This window comes from Streptomyces sp. TLI_185, assembly GCF_003814765.1.
GTDB lineage: Bacteria > Actinomycetota > Actinomycetes > Streptomycetales > Streptomycetaceae > Streptomyces.
The window spans coordinates 9,789,081-9,810,628 of record NZ_RKRB01000001.1 but is presented as its reverse complement, the minus strand read 5'-3'; the positions used below and the strand labels follow the sequence as shown (position 1 = coordinate 9,810,628).

General features: G+C 71.8%; 17 protein-coding genes and 1 pseudogene. 13 read left to right on the top strand and 5 right to left on the bottom strand.

Annotation, left to right across the window (positions count from 1 at the left end):
* Nucleotides 1-47: 47 nt before the first annotated feature.
* The 3 genes from EDD92_RS45065 (at nt 48) to EDD92_RS50255 (ending at nt 4,380) form a co-directional block, all read left to right on the top strand.
* Nucleotides 48-164, top strand: a complete 117-nt coding sequence (locus EDD92_RS45065) for a SapB/AmfS family lanthipeptide (protein WP_030937754.1) — start codon at nt 48-50, stop codon at nt 162-164.
* Nucleotides 165-263: 99 nt separating this feature from the next.
* Entirely contained in the window at nt 264-1,967 is a 1,704-nt protein-coding gene (locus EDD92_RS45060) for an ABC transporter ATP-binding protein (protein WP_123969615.1), read from the top strand.
* Nucleotides 1,968-2,202: 235 nt separating this feature from the next.
* Nucleotides 2,203-4,380 carry an ATP-binding cassette domain-containing protein gene (locus tag EDD92_RS50255; RefSeq protein ID WP_311736805.1) on the top strand — a complete coding sequence of 726 codons (2,178 nt, stop codon included), beginning with the start codon at nt 2,203-2,205 and terminating at the stop codon, nt 4,378-4,380.
* On the opposite strand, the pseudogene EDD92_RS45045 reads toward EDD92_RS50255, so the two are convergent.
* Nucleotides 4,303-4,881 (bottom strand): annotated as a pseudogene (locus EDD92_RS45045) (LuxR C-terminal-related transcriptional regulator); the annotation flags it as partial. The gene EDD92_RS50255 and the pseudogene EDD92_RS45045 overlap by 78 nt on opposite strands.
* A 271-nt stretch (nt 4,882-5,152) precedes the next feature.
* On the opposite strand from EDD92_RS45045, the gene EDD92_RS45040 reads away from it, so the two are divergent.
* Complete coding sequence (locus EDD92_RS45040) at nt 5,153-7,297, top strand: PP2C family protein-serine/threonine phosphatase (protein ID WP_123969613.1); 2,145 nt, start codon at nt 5,153-5,155, stop codon at nt 7,295-7,297.
* A gap of 157 nt (nt 7,298-7,454) precedes the next feature.
* On the opposite strand, the gene EDD92_RS45035 is transcribed toward EDD92_RS45040, so the two are convergent.
* Complete coding sequence (locus EDD92_RS45035) at nt 7,455-8,843, bottom strand: S1 family peptidase (protein ID WP_185124332.1); 1,389 nt, start codon at nt 8,841-8,843, stop codon at nt 7,455-7,457.
* A 189-nt stretch (nt 8,844-9,032) separates the two neighbouring features.
* On the opposite strand from EDD92_RS45035, the gene EDD92_RS45030 reads away from it, so the two are divergent.
* The 5 genes from EDD92_RS45030 to EDD92_RS45010 all read left to right on the top strand — a co-directional run bounded on the left by EDD92_RS45030 (nt 9,033) and on the right by EDD92_RS45010 (nt 16,136).
* Nucleotides 9,033-9,446 (top strand): PaaI family thioesterase, encoded by a 414-nt coding sequence (locus tag EDD92_RS45030; RefSeq protein WP_123969612.1) that lies wholly within the window; start codon nt 9,033-9,035, stop codon nt 9,444-9,446.
* 485 nt (nt 9,447-9,931) lie between these two features.
* Nucleotides 9,932-10,147: a type A2 lantipeptide gene (locus EDD92_RS45025; protein WP_123969611.1), complete on the top strand. Its 216-nt coding sequence runs from the start codon at nt 9,932-9,934 to the stop codon at nt 10,145-10,147.
* 142 nt (nt 10,148-10,289) lie between these two features.
* Complete coding sequence (locus tag EDD92_RS45020; RefSeq protein WP_123969610.1) at nt 10,290-11,096, top strand: HlyD family efflux transporter periplasmic adaptor subunit; 807 nt, start codon at nt 10,290-10,292, stop codon at nt 11,094-11,096.
* Nucleotides 11,093-13,315: an NHLP family bacteriocin export ABC transporter peptidase/permease/ATPase subunit gene (locus EDD92_RS45015; protein WP_123969609.1), complete on the top strand. Its 2,223-nt coding sequence runs from the start codon at nt 11,093-11,095 to the stop codon at nt 13,313-13,315. The genes EDD92_RS45020 and EDD92_RS45015 overlap by 4 nt, the downstream gene beginning before the upstream one ends.
* A 1-nt stretch (nt 13,316) precedes the next feature.
* Nucleotides 13,317-16,136, top strand: a complete 2,820-nt coding sequence (locus EDD92_RS45010) for an NHLP bacteriocin export ABC transporter permease/ATPase subunit (protein ID WP_123969608.1) — start codon at nt 13,317-13,319, stop codon at nt 16,134-16,136.
* A 4-nt stretch (nt 16,137-16,140) separates the two neighbouring features.
* Here EDD92_RS45010 and EDD92_RS45005 read toward each other — a convergent pair whose 3' ends face one another.
* Together EDD92_RS45005 and EDD92_RS45000 are read right to left on the bottom strand one after the other, a co-directional pair.
* On the bottom strand, nt 16,141-16,668 hold the full coding sequence (locus EDD92_RS45005; RefSeq protein WP_123969607.1) for an SRPBCC family protein: 528 nt from the start codon (nt 16,666-16,668) through the stop codon (nt 16,141-16,143).
* A gap of 6 nt (nt 16,669-16,674) precedes the next feature.
* Nucleotides 16,675-17,019, bottom strand: a complete 345-nt coding sequence (locus tag EDD92_RS45000; protein WP_123969606.1) for a helix-turn-helix transcriptional regulator — start codon at nt 17,017-17,019, stop codon at nt 16,675-16,677.
* A 160-nt stretch (nt 17,020-17,179) separates the two neighbouring features.
* On the opposite strand from EDD92_RS45000, the gene EDD92_RS44995 reads away from it, so the two are divergent.
* From EDD92_RS44995 to EDD92_RS44980, 4 genes are all read left to right on the top strand, one after another.
* Nucleotides 17,180-18,682 (top strand): MFS transporter, encoded by a 1,503-nt coding sequence (locus EDD92_RS44995; RefSeq protein ID WP_123969605.1) that lies wholly within the window; start codon nt 17,180-17,182, stop codon nt 18,680-18,682.
* Between the two features lie 98 nt (nt 18,683-18,780).
* A complete protein-coding gene (locus EDD92_RS44990) occupies nt 18,781-19,275 on the top strand; it encodes an isoprenylcysteine carboxylmethyltransferase family protein (RefSeq protein WP_123969604.1) in 495 nt (164 codons plus the stop codon).
* Nucleotides 19,276-19,314: 39 nt separating this feature from the next.
* Nucleotides 19,315-20,322 (top strand): Ppx/GppA family phosphatase, encoded by a 1,008-nt coding sequence (locus tag EDD92_RS44985; protein ID WP_123969603.1) that lies wholly within the window; start codon nt 19,315-19,317, stop codon nt 20,320-20,322.
* A gap of 163 nt (nt 20,323-20,485) precedes the next feature.
* Nucleotides 20,486-20,863, top strand: a complete 378-nt coding sequence (locus EDD92_RS44980) for an STAS domain-containing protein (protein ID WP_123969602.1) — start codon at nt 20,486-20,488, stop codon at nt 20,861-20,863.
* A 139-nt stretch (nt 20,864-21,002) separates the two neighbouring features.
* On the opposite strand, the gene EDD92_RS44975 is transcribed toward EDD92_RS44980, so the two are convergent.
* Nucleotides 21,003-21,437 (bottom strand): protease inhibitor, encoded by a 435-nt coding sequence (locus tag EDD92_RS44975; protein ID WP_123969601.1) that lies wholly within the window; start codon nt 21,435-21,437, stop codon nt 21,003-21,005.
* Between the last annotated feature and the right edge of the window lie 111 nt (nt 21,438-21,548).

Genomic DNA, 21,548 nt, shown 5'->3' with positions numbered 1-21,548 from the left:
TGACGCAACCCCGTCCCCACGGGTGGACATCGATGAAAGGACACGAAATGGCACTGCTCGACCTGCAGACGATGGAATCCGATGAGCACACCGGCGGTGGCGGCGCCAGCACCGCGAGCCTGCTCTCCTGCATCAGCGCGGCGAGCGTTCTGCTCTGTCTCTGACGGCACCGTGCACCCACGGCTCCGGGCGGTCCGCTCCCGCGAGGGAGGGGCCGCCCGGGGTCCTGCGCTCCCCCGACCCGGATGCGAGGCCGCAGCCGTATGACGACTCGTGCCGACGCCGCACCCCCCGCCGCGTTGCTCAGCTCCGCCACCCGGCACAGCGGCGCGCGCTGCATCGCCCTCTGCCTGATGAGCACGGCGTCCACCGGTGCCGGGCTGCTCCTGCCGGCCGCGCTCGGCCGCACCCTCGACCTCCTTCTGGCCCACTCCCCGGCGACCCGCTGGGTGCTGTACTGCGCGGGGATCGTGCTGCTGCTCGCCCTGCTCGACGCCGGCGAGACCGTGCTGAGCGGCACCGTCGACGCCCGGACGACGGCGTGGCTGCGGCGACGGCTGACGGGGCATGTGCTGGCCGTCGGCCCGCGTGCCGCCGCCCGCTTCGGGCCCGGCGACCTGGTCGCCCGCCTCGTCGGCAACGCGGCCCAGGCGGGGACCGCTCCGGCCGCCCGCGCCGCACTGCTCGCCGCACTCGCAGGTCCCCTCGGGGGCGTGGTGGCGCTCGGCCTGATCGACCCGTGGCTGGCGGCCGTGTTCCTGGCCGGAGGCCCACTCCTGACGCTCCTGCTGCGCGCCTTCGCCCGTGACACGACACGCTGTGTGGCGGACTACCAGCAGGTACAGGGGCGTATCGCGGGCGCCCTGGCGGAGGCGGTGGCCGGCCACCGCACCATCGAAGCGGCGGGCACGGCGGACAAGGAGGCGGCGCGGATCCTGCGGCCCCTGCCCGAACTGTCCCGCGCGGGCCACCGCATGTGGCGGGTGCAGGGGCGGGCAGCGGCCCAGGCGAGTGCCGTGGCGCCACTGCTGCAGCTGGGCGTCGTCGCCGTGGCCGGGCTCCTCCTGATCCGGCACCGGCTGTCGGTCGGCGAGGTGCTCGCGGCCTCCCGGTACGCGGTCCTCGCGGCCGGGGTCGGCGTGCTGGTCGGCCAGTTCGCGAGTCTGGCCCGGGCCAGGGCGGCCGCCGGGCGCCTCGACGAGGTACTGGCGGAGCCGACCGTGACCTACGGCGAACGCCGACTGCCGCCCGGTCCCGGCCACTTGGAACTGCGCGGCGTGACGGCGCGGCACGGCGAACGCACCGTCCTCGACGGCGTGGACCTCGTCGTCCCCGGCGGCACGACACTCGCCCTGGTCGGACGTTCCGGCACGGGCAAGTCGCTGCTCGCCGCACTCGCCGGCCGCCTGGCCGAGCCGGACGCGGGAGAGATCCTGCTCGACGGCGTCGCCCTGCGCGACCTGACCCACAAAGACCTTCGCGGATCGGTCGGTTACGCCTTCGAACGCCCCGCGCTCCTGGGCACAACCATCGAGGACGCGCTGACGCTCGGCCTGCGACCCCCCTCCCCCGCACGCATCCGCGAGGCGACCCGCCTGGCACGTGCCGACGACTTCGTACGCCGCCTGCCGAAGGGCTACGCCACCGCGTGCGCCGACGCACCCCGTTCCGGCGGGGAGTCCCAACGCCTGGGCCTGGCCCGGGCCTTCGCCCACGACGGCCGCCTGCTCATCCTCGACGACGCCCTCTCCAGCCTCGACACGGTGACGGAGGCACAGATCGCCGAGTCCCTCACCCAGGGCCCCGCCGGCACCCGAATCCTCATCGCCCATCGGGCGTCCACGGCGGCGCGGGCGGATGCGGTGGCGTGGCTGGACGGGGGGCGGGTGCGGGCGGTGGGCACGCATGCGGAGTTGTGGCGGACGGCCGGGTATCGGGCGGTGTTCGGGGACGGGGGGCGGGCGTGAACGGCAGGGGCTACCAGGGTGGTTGCGGGCGTCGGCGGGGCGGAGTGGGGGCGGTGGGGGTGGGCCTTGGTGCCGACCACCGGAGGATGCCCCGGAGCCGGGTGCGGACCTGGCGCGACAGCATCCAGCTGCACGGTTCTCACGTGCTGCGGGGCCAAGGGCGTGCGGTGAGGGCGGACGTGAGGAGTTGGGCAGGCGTCGGCTTCCTGGTCGCGGCCGGAGACGGGGCGCCAGTATGAACAACCGGGTCGTTGCGCGGCGAGGCGCGGTCCCGGTCGGGGGGATCGGTGCGCGTGGCCTGCGCTTTCTGCGGGACCGTCGGCGGGTCGTGGTGCGGCTCGGCGGGTGGTCCGTGCTGGAGACGGGGCAGACCTTCGTCACCGGGTACGCCCCGGCCCGGGCACTCGACGCGGGGTTCCTGGCCGGGCGGGCCGGGGTCGGGCTGGCCTGGCTCGGGGTGGCCGGGCTCGGTGTCGTCGTGGGGGCGTACGGGACCGGACGGGTCTACGCGGCCGTCGCCGCGCTGGTCGAACCCCTGCGGGACCGGCTGGTCGAGGGGGTGGTCGGGCGCGGGGTGCGGGAGGCCGACGGCGGGGCGCTGTCGGGGCTCACCCAGCAGGTGGAGATCGCGCGGGACACCTTCGCCGGGCTCGTGATGGTGTCGCGCTCGTTCGTGTTCACCGCGGTGGGGGCGTTCGTCGGGCTTGTGTCGCTCGCCCCGCTGCTCCTGCTGGTCGTGGGCCCGCCGCTGGTGGCCGGGGTGGCCCTGTTCGCGATGTCGCTGCGGCCGTTGGCCCGCCGGCAGGAGGCGTTCCTCGTCGCCGACGAGGCCCTGGCCGACCGGCTGGGTGCCGTCTGCCCGGGGTTGCGGGACATCACGGCCACCGGCGCCGAGGAGCGGATCGCCGCCGACACGGGGGAACTGGTCGACGCCGAACTGCGGGCCGCCCGCTCGCTGGCCCGCTGGGGCGTCCTGCGCATCGCGTCGCTCGCCGTCGGCGGCCAGCTCCCGCTCGTGCTGCTGCTCGCCGCCGGCCCCTGGCTGCTGTCCCGGGGCGTCACCACGGGCGCCCTGGTCGGCGCCCTCGCCTACATCACCCAGTCCCTCCTCCCGGCCCTCCGCAACCTGGTCCACGGCCTGGGCACGAGCGGCTCCCGCCTGACGGTGGTCCTGCGCCGCCTGTCGACCCCGCCCCACAGGCCCAGCACCGACCGACCGCACCCGGAACGAACCGCCACAGACAGCCACAACGACCGCCCCGCGTCGCCCCTGTCCCGGCCGGCACCCACCGACCAGCCCCGCCCGTCGGCTCCTGCCGACGACCGGCCCCGCAAGCCCCTGCCCGCGTTCGACTGGCACGGCGAACCGCCGACCCCTGCCCCACCTCATTCGCCGCCCGACGACGACACGGCCGCCGCCCCAGCAACCCCCGACGACCACCCCCGCGACAGGCTGGCCCCACCCGACAGGCAAGAAGGCGGACATCCGACCACCGCCTCACACCAATCAACTCCCACCCGCACGCCCACCACCCAAGCCACCCCCGCCCTCTCCCTCACCTCCGTCACCTTCGCCTACGGCCCCACCGCCACCCCCGTCATCGAGAACCTCGATCTCGTCCTCCCTCCCGGCTCCCACCTGGCCGTCGTCGGCCCCAGCGGGATCGGGAAGTCCACGCTCACCGCTCTGGTCGCGGGGTTGTTGGAGCCGCGTCGCGGGACGATCCGGGTGGGTGGGGAGCCGGTGCCCTCGGCTGCGGCCGCTCGGCGGCGGGTGCTCATTCCTCAGGAGGCGTACGTCTTCACCGGGACCGTCGCCGAGAACCTCGCCCACTTCCGGCAGGACCCCGTGCCCGAGGCGGAACTGCTTGCGGCGGCCGACGTCCTCGGGCTCGGTCCGCTGGTCGACGCGCTCGGCGGGCCCGGCGCCCAAGTCGACCCCGCGGCGCTCTCCGCGGGCGAACGGCAGCTGATCGCGCTGGCCCGGGCCTACCTCTCGCACGCCCCGCTCGCCCTGCTCGACGAGGCGACCTGTCATCTGGATCCGCAGGCCGAGGAGCGCGCCGAGCGCGCCTTCGCACAGCGTCCGGGCGGCACCCTCGTCGTGGTCGCCCACCGCATCAGCTCGGCGCGGCGGGCGGATCGTGTGCTGGTCATGGACGGGCGGGGCACGGCGTGCGGAACCCACCACGAGCTGCTGGAGACCTCGCCGCTGTACCGGGAGCTCGTCGGCAGCTGGACGCCCGTGCCGTCACAGCCAGCCCTCCCCCTGCGAGATGCGGATCGCGTCGATGCGGTTGCGGGCCCCGGTCTTGCGGGTGATGGCCGCCATGTAGTTGCGCACGGTCCCGTGGGACAGGTGGAGGCTCCCGGCGATCTCCGCCACGGAGGCACCCTCGGCGGCCAGGGATAACACGCTCAGCTCCCGCCGGGTCAGCGGCATCTCGGCGGCCTTGAGGAACCCGAAGCCCAGAGAGTCGTTGATGAAACGTTCCCCCTGGGCGACCCGACGGATCCCGTGCACGAGGTGCTCCGGTGAGGCCTCCTTGTCGACGTAGCCGAGCGCCCCCGCCTCGATCGCCCGTTTCAGCAGGCCGGGCCTGTTCGCACTGGCAAGCACGAGAAGTCTCGGTGGTGCCCCGTCCGAGCCGCGGGAGCGCAGCTCGCCGAGCGGCGGGATGCCGTACGCCTCCGCGCACTCCAGGTCCGCCGCGCAGACATCGGGCCGCAGTGATCTCACCCGGCCGGGTGCGCTGCGCCAGGCCGTGTCCTCCACTCCGAGGTCGGGTTCCCGGCGCAGCCAGTCCGCCAGCACCGATCGCACCAGACACTCGTCATGTACCAGCAGTACCTGGATCACTGCCCGCCCCTCAGCCGTCCGTCTGCGGTCGCATTGTGTTGAACGCGTGCCCATTGTTGGCGCCCGGGACCGTTCATGGGCGCGAAGAACCGGCCAAGAGGGGGCGCGGGGGCGCACACACGGCGCCCGCACGCCATCCCGCGCATCAACTGAGGGGGCATGCTCCGTGGGCACGGGGGTACGCGGGGTCTCTTCACCGTGCCGGGGGCCCTCGTGTGCCCGTACGCGGGGTCGGCGGCGGTGTCCCGGCCGGCGCTCGCCGTGCGCGAGCGGCCGTCAGGGGGCAGATTGATCCCTGGGACCCGACGCCCGGCCGTGCGAGGAGGTGGTCGGCGTGTCCGACGGGCAGACGTCCGCACAGGCGCCGGCGGCCACGAGGACGCGGGTGGGCCGACCGCTGCTGTCCCTGGCGCTGGCGTCGATGATGGACGACGTCCATGCGCACTCCGGCGCGGTGTATCTGCTGTCGCCCGCCGAACCCGTACTGGAGATGGCCGTGATGGCGGGCCTGCCCCGGGCTTTCGCCGCGCCCTGGGAGCGGGTGGGGCTGAGCGCGCCGATCCCGGTCTCGGAGGCGGTGCGGGAGCGGCGCCTGGTGTGGGTGGGCGGCGAGGAGGAGATGGCGGCCCGCTATCCGCGCATCGCCGTGGTGCTGCCGTATCCCTTCGCCCTGGCCGCGGTGCCGGTGGCCACGGGCTCGACGGCGTACGGCGCGGTCTTCGTGACCTGGCCCGGCACTCATCCGCCCGAGCTGTCCGACCGCGAGCGGGAGCATCTGACGGCGGCCTGCGACCGGCTGGCGAAGCGGCTGGAGCGGGCCCTCGAGGAGAGCCGCACGCTGCTGCCGGAGCCCGATCTGCTCGGCGTACCGCCGATGGGCGGCGCGGCCGGCACGCTCGGCACGGTGGAGGCGGCACGGATGGTGGCGCGGCTGCCGTACGGGCTGTGCTCGCTGGATCTGCACGGCCGGGTCGCCTTCGCCAACGCGGCGGCGGCCGAGCTGATCGGGCTCCCGGTCAGCAGGCTGCTGGGCACGCAGCTGTGGGCGTCGGTGCCCTGGCTCAACGACCCGGTGTACGAGGACCGTTACCGGGCCGCGCTGATGAGCCAGCAGACCACCTCGTTCGTGGCGCTGCGCCCGCCCGGGGACTGGCTGTCCTTCCGGATGTATCCCAGTACGACCGGGCTCAGTGTCCGCGTCACCCGGGCCCGCGCGGTGGCGGAGATGAACCGGGCGGGCCCCCAGCCCGGTGACACCCCCTCCCGGCTGGTCACCATCTCCCAGGTACTGACGCTGGCCGGTGCGCTGACCGAGGCGGTGGGGGTGCAGGACGTGGTGCAGCTGGTCGCGGACGAGATCGCGCCGGCCGTGGGCAGTCAGGCGCTGGTGGTCCTCGGTTCCCGGGCGGGGCGGCTGCATGTGCTGGGGCACCGCGGGTATCCGGACGCGCACGTGGTGGAGCGGTTCGACGGGCTGCCGCTGGCCGAGCCCACGCCTGGCACACACGCCCTGAACACCGGGGTGCCGGCGTTCTTCGACTCCCGGGAGGAGCTGGAGCGCCTGTATCCGTCGCGGCACGCCACCCCGGACGGCTTCGCGGCCTGGGCCTATCTGCCGTTGATCGCCTCGGGACGCCCGGTGGGCACCTGTGTGCTCGCCTACGCCGAACCCCATCCGTTCCCCGCGGACGAGCGGGCGGTGCTGACGAGCCTGGGCGGCCTGATCGCGCAGGCCCTGGAGCGGGCCCTGCTCTACGACGCCAAGCACCAACTGGCGCACGGCCTGCAGGCGGCCCTGCTGCCGCACTCCCTGCCGCCGCTGGCCGGGATCGACTCGGCCTCCCGCTATCTGCCCGCCACGCACGGCATGGAGATCGGCGGCGACTTCTACGACCTGATGCCGACCCGGGGCGGGGCGGCGGCGGTGATCGGGGACGTACAGGGCCACAACGTGACCGCGGCCGGGCTGATGGGGCAGATCCGCACCGCCGTCCGCGCCTACACGACCGTAGGGCAGGCCCCCGAGGAAGTCATGGGCAGCACCAACCGGCTGCTGATCGATCTGGGCGCCGATCTGTTCGCCAGCTGTCTGTATCTACGGCTCGATCCCGCGCGCGGACGGGCCGTGATGGCCCGCGCGGGTCATCCGCCGCCACTGCTGCGCCGCCCCGACGGGCGGGTGCGGGTGCTCGACCTCGCCGGCGGGCCGCTGCTCGGCATCGACGGCTCCGCCGTCTACCCGACGACGGAGGTCGACCTCGCTCCCGGCTCCGTACTCGCCCTCTACACGGACGGGTTGATCGAATCTCCCGGCGTCGACATCGAGGACGCGCTCGCCGGCCTCGGTGAGCGCCTCACCGAGGCGGGAGAGCTGCCCCTGAACGAACTCGCCGACCATCTCGTCCGACACAGCACGGCCGCACGCGAACGGCTCGACGACGTGGCGCTGTTGCTGCTCCGGGCCCGGTGAAGACGTCGGAACGGGCGCTGACACGAAGCGGTCCGGCCCTCCCGCCGGAGGGCCGGACCGTCCACCTTCGGCCGGAACCGCACTGGAGGCCGATCAGTGGGTCTCCATCAGTGGGTCCGCGCTCGATGAGTGCGCTCGATCGCTGAGCGGAACTCGATCACTGGGACCCGGTGAGGGACGACGAACCGTCGCCCGCACCGGTGCCACTCTGGTCGCCGACGCCGGCACCGGACTGGTCGCCGGCCCCGTCACTGGCCGTCGCGGACGGGTCGGCGGTGCCCGCCTGGTCGCCGCCGCCTACCGCGTCGCCGCCGCCCGCCTGGTCGCCGGCCGAGGCTGAGGGGTCGGCGGTGCCGGCCTGGTCACCCGCGCCCGCGCCGGCACCCACACCTGCGCCGCCGTCGCCCAGCGTCGCGCCCGTGGCCTGCAGGGCCGCGGTCACCGGCTGGAAGAAGGTCTCGCCGCCGGCGGTGCAGTCGCCGCTGCCGCCGGAGGTCATGCCGACCGCGCTGCCGTCCTGTGTGAACAGCGAGCCGCCGCTGTCTCCGGCCTCGGCGCAGACGTTGGTCTGGATGAGGCCGGTGACGGTGTCTACGCCGCCCGGGTCGGTCTCGCTCTGGAAGTTGACCGTGGCGTCGAGGCCCGTGACCTGGCCGTCGTGCAGGCCGGTGGTGCTGCCCATCCGGAAGACCGTCTCGCCGACGGTGGCATCCGCAGCCTGGGTGATCTGGACGGTCTTACCGTCGCCGGTGTTGACCTCGCTCGCCGCCTGGGTGTTCGGGTCGTCGTACTTGACCAGGGAGAAGTCGCCGTTGCCGGGGAAGGTGGCCTGGTCGACGGTGGCGATGGGCTGCCCGGTCTCGGAGTCGGACCACTGCTTGGCGGCCACACCGCAGTGGCCGGCGGTGAGGAAGGCCGGACTGCCGTCACTGGCCTTGACGTTGAAGCCGAGGGAGCAGCGCACGGTGCCGCCCTGCGCCTGGGCGAAGATGGCGTCACCGCCCGACACCTTCGTCTTGAAGGTGCCGGAGGACTTCTTCACGGTGGCCATGTCGGCGCCGAGGCTCTTGACCGTCGACGTCAGTCTGTCCCACTTGGCGCCGGTGACCGTGGAGTCGGCGGTGACGGCCAGCTTGTTGGTCTTCGGGTCGATCGCCCAGGCGGTGCCCGGAATGGTGGCATCGGCCTTCAGGGTCTGTGCGCCCGCCTTCAGTGCGGCAAGGCTGTTCTTGACCTCGCGGACCTTCGCGCCCGCCTTCTCCGCCTGGACGACCACGTTGTTCTTCTCGCCCGATATGACGTTGACGACGAGCTGCTGTGTGCCGGAGTCGTAGTACGAACCGGCGAAGGCGTCACCGAGCAGGTTCTGGAGTTGCGAGGCGAGATTCGAGGCGTCGGTCGCCTTCAGGGTCTTGGGGGCGGCAGTCGTCGACGAGCCGTCCTGCGACGCGTTGGCGTTCGGCAGCAGGATGGCGGCTGCGCCGAGCGCCGCGACGCTGCCTGCCGCGATCGCGGCCTTGCGCTTCGGAATTCGCTTGTGACTCAAACTTCTCGACCTCCTGGGGGACCGGAGTCTGTGCCGCCGTGCGGCAGCTGTTCTGTTCGGGCGCCTGGATGGCTGTTGGTACGCACGGGTCGCACGGTGCGTTCAATTCCGTTTGCCAACTCGCTTTGCACAATGCCGAATCGGCCATGACCCGCGTCCGACGAACCTGCGCGGGGAACAATCGCCCATATGACGATGACCAGCGCCGAAGCCGACAAGATCCTCTCCGCCAACTTCGCCCCTTGGGTCCTCGAGCTGGGCCTGACGGTCGAGGCCCTCGCCGACGACCGGGCGACGCTACGACTTCCCTGGTCGGACCGGCTGGCCCGGGAGGGCGGCGGGCTGTCGGGGCAGGCGTTGATGGCCGCCGCCGACACGGCCACCGTGATCGCCGTGTCGGCCGCCCGCGGGGCCTTCGGACCGATGACGACGGTCCAGCAGTCGACGTCGTTCCAGCGCGCGGTGACGGGTTCGGATGTCCTGATCGAAGCGGTGCTCACCAAACTGGGCCGCCGCATGGCATTCGCGGACATCACGATGACCGCCGAGGCCTCGGGTGAACTCGCGGCACGAGCGAGCACGGTCTACGCACTTCTCGGCTGAGCGTTTTCCCCGCTGAACAGTTCCGGGCTGGCACGGTCCGCAGTCAATCGACGACGGTCCGTTCAGAACACTGACCGGAATCCTGCTTTCAGGGAATCTGCACATCCAATACGCAACCAAGTCACCGTGCGCGAAGGTTCTGCACATGCCGAGCGCCTCCGCCACGCCATTGGGACGGGAGTGTCGGATTCGTCGTGCAGGCGGCAAGGCCGTGGCCGAACCGATGTCGTGACGCATGTGAAGAACTCGCTGCCGACCCGTGCGCAAGCCTGCACGGATGGGTGCCTCTGGGGCTCAAGTTGCCTGGTGAGGCCGTTGGTTGATTGGAAGCACGTGCCCGCAGCGTGCTTTGATCCATCGCACCGCAGGGGCCACGAAGGGTCACCGGAAACGGGAGCCCGGCGCCTGCGGTCGCGGCCGTCGCTCTGTCCCAGAGGGGGGCCGCTCCCCCCTTGTGAAATATCCATACGAAGGGAAGTTCCATCATGAACTCCACCCCCCGTGTTGAGACCGTTGAGATCTCGGACGCCGAGCTCGACGCCGTTTCCGGCGGCCTGTCGATCAACGCTGTCAACTCCGTCACCGGTGCGCTGGACGGCATTGCTCCCGTTTCCGGCACGGTCGACACGGTCGTCGGCACCGTCGAGGGTGTGACCGGCCTGAACACCGCTCCGGTCACCAACCTGGTCGCCGGTCTCTGATCGCGCCTTTTGTGATCGTCGAGTCCCGGAGTCGTATCGCGACTCCGGGGCCTTCGGTTGCCATAAGAGCCTCACACAGGCTCTCGAACCAGCCGGCTCGTGCGAGCCGGTCCTCTCTCGTTTTCAGGTGAGGGAAAGTTCCGTGCAGTTCCGCCAGCAGGCCCTCGCCAAGCTCCAGTCGCCGGAGGAGCTCGATCTTCCGGTGCGTTTCGCCCGCCCTCAGGGCTGGCTCGTCCTGTCGGTGACGGTGGTCGCGATGGCGGCCGCCTCCGTGTGGGCGGTCACCGGCTCGGTGACCTCCACGGTGGGCGCGCCCGCCATCCTCACGCACGGTGAGGGCAGCTACATCCTGCAGAGCCCGGTCGCGGGCCAGGTCACGGCGGTGCTCGCCAAGCAGGGCGAGCGGCTGCCGGCCGGCTCCCCGGTCCTGAAGGTGCGTACGGCCCAGGGCGACAGCGTCGTCCGTACCGTCGCCGCGGGCCGGATCACCGGGCTCGCCGCGACCATCGGCCAGATCATCCAGACCGGCGCGAACGTCGCCGCCGTGGAGAAGGTCGCGCACGCCGGGGACCCCCTGTACGCCACGGTGTACGTGCCTGCCGAGAATGCGGCCTCCATCCCCGCGAACGCCGCCGTGGACCTGACTGTCTCGTCGGTGCCGACCCAGACGTACGGCGTGCTGCGCGGTCATGTGAAGTCGGTGGACCGCTCGGCGCAGTCGGCCCAGCAGATCGCCGCGTTCCTCGGGGACAGCCAGCTGGGCGAGCAGTTCACCAAGAAGGGCCGCCCGGTGGCCGTACTGGTCAAGCTGGACAAATCGTCGGGCACGAAGAGCGGCTACAAATGGTCGTCCGCGGACGGGCCGCCCTTCAGCCTCACCTCCATGACCCTGGCCTCGGGTTCGATCCGGCTGGCCGATCAGCGTCCCGTCGATTGGCTGCTGCCGTGAGCACCGCACAGGAGACGCGGAGCAGGCGCCGTGCCGCTCCGCCCAAGCGCCCCGTCCCCAAGGGCAAGGCGAAGACCGTCCGTACTCCGACGGTCCTGCAGATGGAGGCCGTGGAGTGCGGCGCCGCCTCCCTCGCGATGGTCCTCGGCCACTACGGCAAGCACGTCCCGCTGGAGGAGCTGCGCATCGCCTGCGGTGTCTCCCGCGACGGCTCACGCGCCAGCAACCTGCTGAAGGCGGCCCGCAGTTACGGTCTGACGGCCAAGGGCATGCAGATGGACACGGCCGCCCTCGCCGAGGTGAAGACGCCGGCCGTCCTGTTCTGGGAGTTCAACCACTACGTCGTCTACGACGGCATGGGGCGCCGTTTCGGCCGCCGGGGCGTGTACATCAACGACCCCGGCAAGGGCCGCCGTTTCGTGCCGATGGAGGACTTCGACGGCAGCTTCACCGGCGTCGTGCTGGTGATGGAGCCCGGCGAGGGCTTCAGCAAGGGCGGTCGCAAGCCCGGGATCCTGGGCGCGATGCCGGCCCGGCTGCGCGGCACCGCGGGCACCATGCCCGCCGCGGTGCTGGCGAGCCTGCTGCTGGTCGCGGTCGGTGCGGCGGTGCCGGCCCTCAGCCGGACGTACATCGACGAGTTCCTGATCGGCGGGAAGACCTCGCTGCTGGGCGTGCTGTTCGCGTCGATGGGCGCGTCCGTGCTGCTCACAGTTGTGCTGACGTGGCTGCAGCAGGCGAATCTGCTGCGCGGCCGCATCATCTCCTCCACCCTCTCCAGCGCCCGCTTCCTGCGGCATCTGCTGCGGCTGCCGGTGACGTTCTTCGCCCAGCGCAGCCCCGCCGACCTGGTGCAGCGCCTGCAGTCCAACGACCAGGTGGCCGAGACCCTGGCGCGCGACCTGGCGGCGGCGGGCGTGGACGCCGTGGTCGTGGTGCTCTACGCGGTGCTGCTGTACACGTACGACCCGCAGCTGACGTTCCTCGGCATCGGCGTGGCCCTGCTGAACATCGTCGCCATGCGGGTCGTGATCCGGCTGCGCGCCACCCGGACGGCGAAGCTGCGGGCCGACAGCGCCCGGCTCACCAACACCGCCTACACCGGCCTGCAGCTGATCGAGACGATGAAGGCGACCGGCGGCGAGGACGGCTACTTCCGCAAGTGGGCCGGGCAGCACGCCACCACCCTGGAGGAGCAGCAGCGGCTGGGTGTGCCGAGCGCCTGGCTGGGCGTGGTCGCGCCGACGCTGGCTTCGCTGAACAGCGCGCTGATCCTGTGGATCGGCGGCATGCGCGCGGTCGAGGGCGGTATCTCGGTCGGTCTGCTGGTCGCCTTCCAGGCCCTGGTCACCCGCTTCACCGCGCCGATCACCCGCCTGAACGGCGTCGCGGGCCGCATCCAGGACTTCGCCGCCGACGTGGCCCGGCTGAAGGACGTCGAGAACTTCCAGGCCGACCCGCTCTACGGCCGCCCCGGCGCCGGCGACTCCACGCGCCGTCTGCACGGCCATGTCGAGCTGCAGAACATCACCTTCGGCTACAACCCGCTCGACAAGCCGCTGCTCACCGGCTTCGACCTGACGGTCGGCCCCGGCCAGCAGGTCGCTCTGGTCGGCGGCTCGGGAAGCGGCAAGTCCACGGTCTCCCGCCTGATCTCGGGCCTGTACACCCCCTGGGAGGGCGTGATCCGCATCGACGGACAGCGACTGGACGACATCCCGCGCGGCGCGCTCGCCGCCTCGGTCTCCTTCGTCGACCAGGAGGTCTTCCTCTTCGAGGGCTCGGTCCGCGACAACGTGGCCCTGTGGGACCCGTCGATCCCGGACGACGCGGTCGTCGACGCGCTGCGGGACGCCGCGCTCTACGACGTCGTGACGCGCAGGCCGGGTGGCATCCACAGCAAGGTCGAGCAGGACGGCCGCAACTTCTCCGGCGGGCAGCGTCAGCGCCTGGAGATCGCCCGGGCGCTGGTGCGCCGGCCCAGCATCCTGGTCCTCGACGAGGTGACCAGCGCGCTGGACGCGGAGACCGAGCAGGTCGTGATGGACAACCTGCGCAAGCGCGGCTGTGCCTGCGTGGTGATCGCCCACCGGCTCAGCACGGTGCGCGACAGCGACGAGATCGTCGTACTCCAGCACGGCACGATCGTGGAACGCGGGCGGCACGAGGACCTGGTGACACGCGGCGGCGCGTACGCGGCGCTGGTCAGGGAGCGATGAGATGACGACCGCACACGAAGGCGACCTGGTTCTCGGCGCCCTCGGCTCCATGGGCACCTACGTCGACTGCTCGGGCCTGACCCGGCTCGACCTGGAGGGCCCGCAGGTGCTGTGGCTGGTCGCGGCCGGCAGCCTCGACCTGTTCGCGGTGGACGCCGTGCTGCAGGGCCACTGGCACCACCTGGGCCGCCTGGAGGCGGGCTCGCTGATCCTGGGCCCGGTCCCGGGCCCCCAACACACCCTTGTCGCACGCCCGTTGAGGGACTGCGTCGTCCACCGCATCGGCCTGCGCGAGCTGTACCAGACGGCCGACACCCAGAGCTGGTCCTACGACGAGTACGGCAACGCCCAGTACGTCCCGCCGACGACCAGCCCCCTCGAATACGCCCTCGCCCTCGGCGTCGGCCGCAGCCTGTCCGTCCTCTTCCAGGCGCCGATGGCGACCGAGGGGTCGGCCGCCGAGGTGACCGACGACGACGTGTTCTGGATGCAGGTCCCGCCGGGCAGCGTGCAGTACGGCTCGCTGTACGGCGCCGAGGCGGCCGCCGACCTGCTGATGGACCCTGCGGTCTGGCAGAGCATGGTCGATCAGCAGTACCGGCTGCTGACCACGCTGGACCGCTGGATCGAGCAGCTGGAGCGCACGCATGAGACGCGGACGGCCGCCGGTATCAAGGCCGGTGAGGCGGTCCGTGCCCAGGCCGACCGCACGCTGCTGGCCTCCATCGGCAAGTCGTCCGGCAAGCGCACCACGGCCGCCGACGCGGACGCCTCGTACGCGGCGTGCAAGCTGGTCGCCGAGGCGGCCGGGATCCAGCTTGCCGAACCCGCGCAGAGCGGCACCGAGAGCGATCGCCTGGATCCGGTGGAACTCGTGGCGATCGCCTCCCGCGTCCGCACCCGGGCCGTGCGCCTGGACGGCCGCTGGTGGCGGGACAACGTCGGCCCGCTGGTGGGCCACCGTGCCCTGTCGGGTGCGCCGGTCGCGCTGCTGTGGCGGCGCGGCGGTTACGTCGCCGTACATCCGGCGACCGGACGTGAGACGCCGATCGAGAAGGACAACGCGGAGGAGTTCGAGCCGCGCGCGGTGATGTTCTACCGCCCGCTGCCCGAACGGACGCTGAGCCCCTTGCGGCTACTGCGGTTCAGCATGCGCGGTACCGGCAGCGACCTGACCAATCTGCTGCTGAGCGGTCTGGTGACGGTGGCGATCGGCGCGCTGGTGCCGATCGCGACCGGCAAGGTGCTGGGCGAGTTCGTCCCGAAGGCGCAGACTGGCCTGATCGCGCAGGTCTGTCTGGCCGTGATGCTCACCAGCGTCGTGGCGGCGGCCTTCATGCTGCTGGAGAACCTCACCATGCTCCGTCTGGAGGGCCGGATCGAGGCCACGCTCCAGCCGGCGGTCTGGGACCGGCTGCTCAGGCTCCCCACCAAGTTCTTCACCGAACGCTCGACCGGCGAGTTGGCCAGCGCGGCCATGGGCATCAGCTCGATTCGCCGCATGATGGCCGGGCTCGGGCCCGTCATCGCCCAGTCGGTGACGGTCGGCGCGATGAACCTGGGGCTGCTGTTCTGGTACAGCCCGTCGATGGCGCTGGCGGCGATCGCCATGCTCGTCGTCATCGCCGGTGTCTTCCTCGGGCTCGGCCTGTGGCAGGTGCGCTGGCAGCGCAAGCTGGTCGTGCTCAGCAACAAGCTGAACAACCAGGCCTTCCAGACCCTGCGCGGTCTGCCGAAGCTCAGGGTCGCGGCGGCCGAGAACTACGCCTACGCGGCCTGGGCCTCGGAGTTCGCGCACAGCCGTGAACTGCAGCAGAAGGTCGGCCGGATCAAGAACCTCACCACGGTGATGGGCGCGGTCTATCTGCCGCTGTGCACCCTGCTGATGTTCATGCTGCTGGCGGGCCCGGCGCGCGGGGTGATGTCGGCGGCCGCATTCCTGACCTTCAACACCTCGGTGACGATGGTGCTGACCTCCGTCACCCAGCTGACCAGCGCATTCGTCTCCACGGTGGCCGCGCTGCCGCTGTTCGAGGAGATCAAGCCGGTGCTGGAGGCGACGCCGGAGGTGCGCACCGCGAGCACCCGGCCGGGCCCGCTGTCCGGCGCGATCGAGGCCCGGCGGCTGTCCTTCCGCTACACGGACGACGGTCCGCTGGTTCTGGACGACGTGTCGTTCGAGATACGCCCGGGTGAGTTCGTGGCGATCGTCGGCCCCAGCGGCTGCGGCAAGTCGACGCTGCTCAGGCTGCTGATCGGCTTCGACAAGCCGGTCTCGGGCAGTGTCCTGTACGACGGCCAGGACCTCGGCGCGCTCGACCAGTCGGCGGTGCGCCGGCAGTGCGGTGTCGTGCTGCAGCACGCGCAGCCGTTCACCGGTTCCATCCTGGACGTCATCTGCGGCACCGAGCCGTACACGCCGGAGGAGGCGATGGCGGCGGCCGAGATGGCGGGGCTCGCCGAGGACATCAAACGGATGCCGATGGGACTGCACACGATCGTCCAGGGCAGCGGCGCCGTCTCCGGCGGCCAGCGTCAACGCCTCATGATCGCGCAGGCGTTGATCCGCCGGCCGCGCATCCTCTTCTTCGACGAGGCGACCAGCGCCCTCGACAACGAGACGCAGCGCACGGTGATCGAGTCGACCAAGGCCCTCAACGCCACCCGCGTCGTCATCGCGCACCGCCTCTCCACGGTCCTGGACGCGGACCGCGTGATCGTGATGGAGGACGGCAAGGTCGCCCAGCAGGGCCCGCCCGCGCAGCTGCTCGCGGACACGAACGGGCGGCTGCACGAGCTGGTGCGGCGGCAGATGGCGTGAGGGGTCAGTCGAGGCCGGGCACCGGTGCCCCGGAGGGCACACCGGCCTCGACGTACCCCTCGTAGAACTCCTTCCAGGGAGCGCTCGCCCCGGCGTGCGGCCCCTCGGACCGCTCTCCCTGCGCCTTCGCGTCGAGGGCGGCCAGGCACACCTCCCAGCCGGCGCCGTTGCGGGCGGCAGTGTCGGCTGCCTGCAGGACGTTGGTGAGGGTGAAGCGGGTGCGCTTGGCGTCCAGTGCCTCCAGGTCGAAGTGCAGCTCGTCGCCGCCCCATTCGAAGGACAGGTGACGCGGCTCGTCGAGAGCCAGCACCCGGCCCGTGGACTCGGGCATGTTCGGGTCGCCGCTGAAGTTGATCGTGCCGCCGGGGCGCGGGTCGATCTCGGCGCGCGAGGGGAACCAGTGGGCGAGTTCCTCGGCGTCGGTGACGAACTGCCAGACGCGCTCGATGGGATGGTCGTAGGTACGGCTGAAGCGGACGGCCGGGCGGCCGTCGTCCAGGGTCAGATAGGTGCCGGTGAGATCAGCGGCCATGGTGGTTCAGTCCTTCGGGACGGGTTCCTCGGGATCGTCCGACGCCGTCTCGTCGAGGCGGCGGCCCAGGGCGTCCAGGCTGCGGTTCCACAGCCTGCGGTACGGGGCGAGCCATGCGTCGAGCTCGGCGATGGGTGCCGGGTCGAGCGCGTAGACGCGGCGCTGCGCCTCCTGCCGCACCCGCACCAGGCCCGCCTCGCGCAGCACCTTCAGATGCTTGGACGTGCCCGGCTGGCTCAGACCGCATGCCTCCACGATCTCCCCGACGGGCCGCGGCCGCTCCAGGAGCAGGGCGACGATGGCCCGCCGGTGCGGATCGGCGAGGGCGGTCCAGAGGGCGGCATCGGACATGGAGTCAATATGCCTCTGCAGTTATATGCCTGTCAAGGAATATGCGAGGAAGGCCACACCCAGCGAAACGTTGCCGTTTCGCTCGCGAGGGGTCTAGTCTGCTGGTGTACGAAACAGTTTCGTTCAAAGCCCCGAACGACTTCCCTGGAGTGGTTCTCCCATGTCTCAGAAGACCCTGACCGACAGCGCCCCCGGACGGGCGGTCGAGGACGCGCCCGCCGCCTCGTCGAAGCGATGGTGGATCCTCGCGGTCGTCGCCGTTGCACAGCTGATGGTGGTGCTGGACGCCACCATCGTGAACATCGCCCTGCCCTCGGCCCAGGCCGACCTCGGCTTCTCCGACGGCAACCGGCAGTGGATCGTCACCGCGTACGCGCTGTCGTTCGCCTCCCTGCTGCTGCTCGGCGGACGTATCGCCGACCTCTTCGGCCGCAAGACGGCCTTCCTCATAGGTGTGGTCGGCTTCGCCGCCGTCTCCGCGCTCGGCGGTGCCGCGAACGGCTTCGGCATGCTGGTCACCGCGCGTGCCCTGCAGGGTGCCTTCGGCGCACTGCTCGCGCCGGCCGCGCTCTCCCTGCTCAACACGACCTTCACCGACGCCCGGGAGCGCGCAAGGGCCTTCAGCGTCTACGGCGCCATCGCCGGGGCCGGCGGTGCCGTGGGCCTGCTGCTCGGCGGCGTCCTGACCGACGCGTTCGACTGGCGCTGGACGCTGTACGTGAACGTCGCAATCGCCGTCCTCGCCTTCGTGGGCGGCTGGCTGCTGCTGACCAACCACCGCGACGCCGGGAACTCCAAGCTGGACGTGCCGGGCACCGTGCTGGTCGCCGCCGGTCTGTTCTCGCTGGTCTACGGCTTCTCCAACGCCGAGACGCACGACTGGGGTTCGGGCCTGACCTGGGGCTTCCTGATCGCGGGCGGTGTGCTGCTCGCGGCCTTCGCCTGGTGGCAGACCAAGGCCGCACACCCGCTGCTGCCCCTGCGCATCCTGCTGGACCGCAACCGGGCGGCCTCGTTCCTCGCGGTGCTGATCTCCGGCGGCGGCATGTTCGGTGTGTTCCTCTTCCTCACCTACTACCTGCAGCTGAACCTGGGCTTCAGCCCGACCAAGACCGGTGTGGCGTTCCTGCCGATGGTCGGTGCGCTGATGGTGGCGGCACAGCTCGGCACCACCGCCCTTGTGCCGCGGATCGGGCCCAAGGTCGTCGTCCCGCTGGGCTTCGCGATCGCCGCGGTCGGCATGGCCTGGCTGACCGGGATCGGCGTCGGTTCGAGCTACGTCAGCGCGGTGCTGCCCCAGCTCATCGTGATCGGTGTCGGCCTCGGCCTCGTGATGCCGGCGTCCATGCAACTGGCCACCGGCGGGGTGGCCGCCGAGGACGCGGGCGTCGCCTCCGCCACGGTCAACGCCATGCAGCAGGTGGGCGGTTCGATCGGTACGGCGCTGCTGAGCACCCTGGCCGCGAGCGCGGCGACCGACTACCTGGCCGGCAAGGACGCGACCAGCAAGCTGGTGCAGGCCCAGGCGACGATCGAGAGCTACACCACCGCCTTCTGGTGGTCGGCGGGCCTGTTCGCCGTCGGCGCGGTGATCGCCTTCATGCTCTTCCGCAGTGGGGTGCCGGAGCAGGACGCGGACGCCGCACCGGTCGTCCACATGTGATCGATCCGCTCCGAGCCGCACCGGCTCGAGCCGCACGGGTCCGAGGGGCCGCCGTCCGCAGGGAGACGGCGGCCCCTCCTCGCTGCCATGGTGGCCGTATGCGCAAAACGGCGGCGGCACTCGGGGCCACGGTCTTCCTGTTCCTCGCGCCCGGCACCGTGGTCGTCCTGCTGCCGTGGTGGCTGACCGGCTGGCGGGCGGGCGACTGGTGGCCGCCCGTGCGCGTGCTCGGCCTGCTCCCGCTCGCCGGGGCGGCAGTTGTCTTGCTGTCGGCCTACGTCCGCTTCGTGGTCGAGGGCGTGGGTACGCCGGCGCCGGTCGCGCCGCCCGAGCACCTGGTGGTGGGCGGGCTGTACCGGTACGTCCGCAATCCGATGTACGTCGCGGTGATTGCGGCGATCGGCGGTCAGGGCCTGCTGCTCGCCCGGCCGCTGCTGTTCGGGTACGGCGCCTGCGCGGGAGGGGCGATGTGGGCGTTCGCGACGTGGTACGAGCAGCCCGCGCTGACCCGCCGGTTCGGCGCCGACTACACCCGCTACCGGCGCGCGGTGCCGGGCTGGTGGCCGCGACTGACACCCTGGCGCGGGGACTGACGGGCGTTGGCCTGCCCGGAATTGGGTACCCCCTGGCCCATGCGAATCAGCGTGGTGGATGTGGGGTCGAACACGGTCCGGCTGGTTGTGGCGGATGCGGAGGGCGGGGTGCCGCTGCCGGTCCACACCGCCAAGTGGCGCCTGAGGCTGTCCGAACACGTGAGGCCGGGGAGCAGCATTCCCGAGGAGGACATCGACCGCATCGCCGGGGCGGTCGCCGACGCGAGCCGCACCGCGGCCCGCTGGGGTGCGACCCCACCGCTGGCCTTTGCGACCGCGGTGGTGCGTGCGGCTCCGAACCGCCGGGAAGTACTGCGCACCGTCCGGACCCGGACCGGGGTCGAGTTGTGCACGCTGCCCGGCGAGGTCGAGGCCGAGCTGACTTTTCTCGGGGCGCGGCGCTGGATGGGCTGGCGGTCGGGGCCCCTCGCGCTGCTGGACATCGGCGGCGGTTCGCTCGAAGTGGCCTTCGGGCGCGGCCGGTTGCCCGACTTCGTGGCCTCGCTGCCGCTGGGGGCGGGACGGCTGACCCATGAGTTCTTCCACGAGCTGGATCCGCCGCCGCAGGAGCAGCTGAGGGCGCTGCGCCGGAAGGTCCGGCACCAGCTGCGGGACGTTGCCGCGCGGATCCGCTGGGAAGGTCCGCGCACGGCGGTGGCCACCTCGCGCACCTTCCAGCAGCTGGGACGGCTGTGCGGAGCGCCGCCCGGGCGCCACGGCCCGTTCGTGGAACGGCAGTTGGAGCGCTCGGACCTACGGGTCGCCATCGGCCGCCTGGCCGCACTGCCGGCCGCCGAACGCGCCGGGCTCCCCGGCATCTCCGCGCCGCGCGCCGCGCAGAGCCTGGCCGGCGCGGTGGTCGCCCACACCTCGATGAAGCTGACCGGCCTCAGAGTGGTCACGATCTGCCCCTGGGCGATCCGCGAAGGCGTCCTGCTGCGACAGATCGAGGACGGTACATCCTGGTGGGCGAAGATCAACAGTCTCGACGAGGCGCCCGCTTCCCCGGATCCGCTGCCTCTGCGCATCGCGACCCCGACACGCTGAAGCAGGACTCTTCAGCCGTTGCGACCGCAAAATGTCAAGCACCTCCACCACAATTCAGTAGGTCGAGTGAACCAGATCTTGCGCTCGGCGTGTCGGGGATGTTCCCCCACCCGCCGGGGTAGCTACCGAGATCAAATGCGCCCTTTGCCTAGGTGGAGCGGACATGACGCCGCATACGCACGACCGCGCTTCCGAACCGCCCGCGGCGAACCCTCATGCCCGCACTCGGGCCGGCAGCCCGTTCACCGTGGTCCTGGCCGCGGGTGAGATCGATCTGGCGACAGCGGAGTTCCTCCAGGAACACCTGGACGCGGCGACCGCGGTGCCGGTCCCGGATGTGCTGGTCGACCTGCGTCAGGTCGAGTTCTTCGACTGTTCGGGCCTGCGAGTGCTGTGCCGGGCCGAGTCGCGGGCCCGGGAGCGCGGCGGCCGGCTCCGCATCGTCTCCGACGCACCCGCCATCCGGCGGCTGCTGAGCGGTGCGGGACTGCTGGGACGCTTTCCGCCCCTCCCCGCGATCCCCGGGGAGGGGCGGAACTGATGCCAGGAGTCGGCGGGCGGCCCCACTCCGCCCGGCCGACCCCTGGTGCGAGATCGACGGGTACCCCGCGACAAGGGACTCGCACTCCCCAACTGCGTGCCTCTTCAGGTGTGCACGAGGGCTCCGCGATCCCGGTCTCTCAGAACGCGAAGACGCTGTTCCCGTAGGAGCTCTTCACGCACTCGTTGCCGAAGGTCCGTTCGTAGGAGACGCGCTTGCCCTGCCAGACGCCGTCGACCGTGACGACGACCGGGTTGTACTCCTTGGTACACAGCGCGTCGTCTCTCGCCGCCAGGGCGTCGAAGTCACCGGCGGCCCCGCGCAGTTCGGCGCAGGCGAGGGCCGGGGCCGGGTGAGTGCCGGAGGCCGTCGGGGCACAGGTCAGGGTGACGGCCCGCAGCGGGGTCGCGGCGGCCGCGCTCTCGCCGTGACCGATGGTGAGCACCAGGGCCGAGGGGGCGTAGAGCGAGGCAGGGGCGGCGGCCGGGGCGGCGAGCGCGGCCCCGGTCAGGGGTCCGCAGACGGCGGTGGCCGTGAGGGCGAGGGTGGCTGCCCAGCGCGCGGTGTTCCGCATTGTGTGCATCCTTCCGCAGGATTCGAGGGTGTGCCGGCCCGTTCTGGGTTGGTGCCGGACCGGCGAGCGCGAGTCTGCCGAGTCCGCCGCGGAAACACACCTCGACCCCAT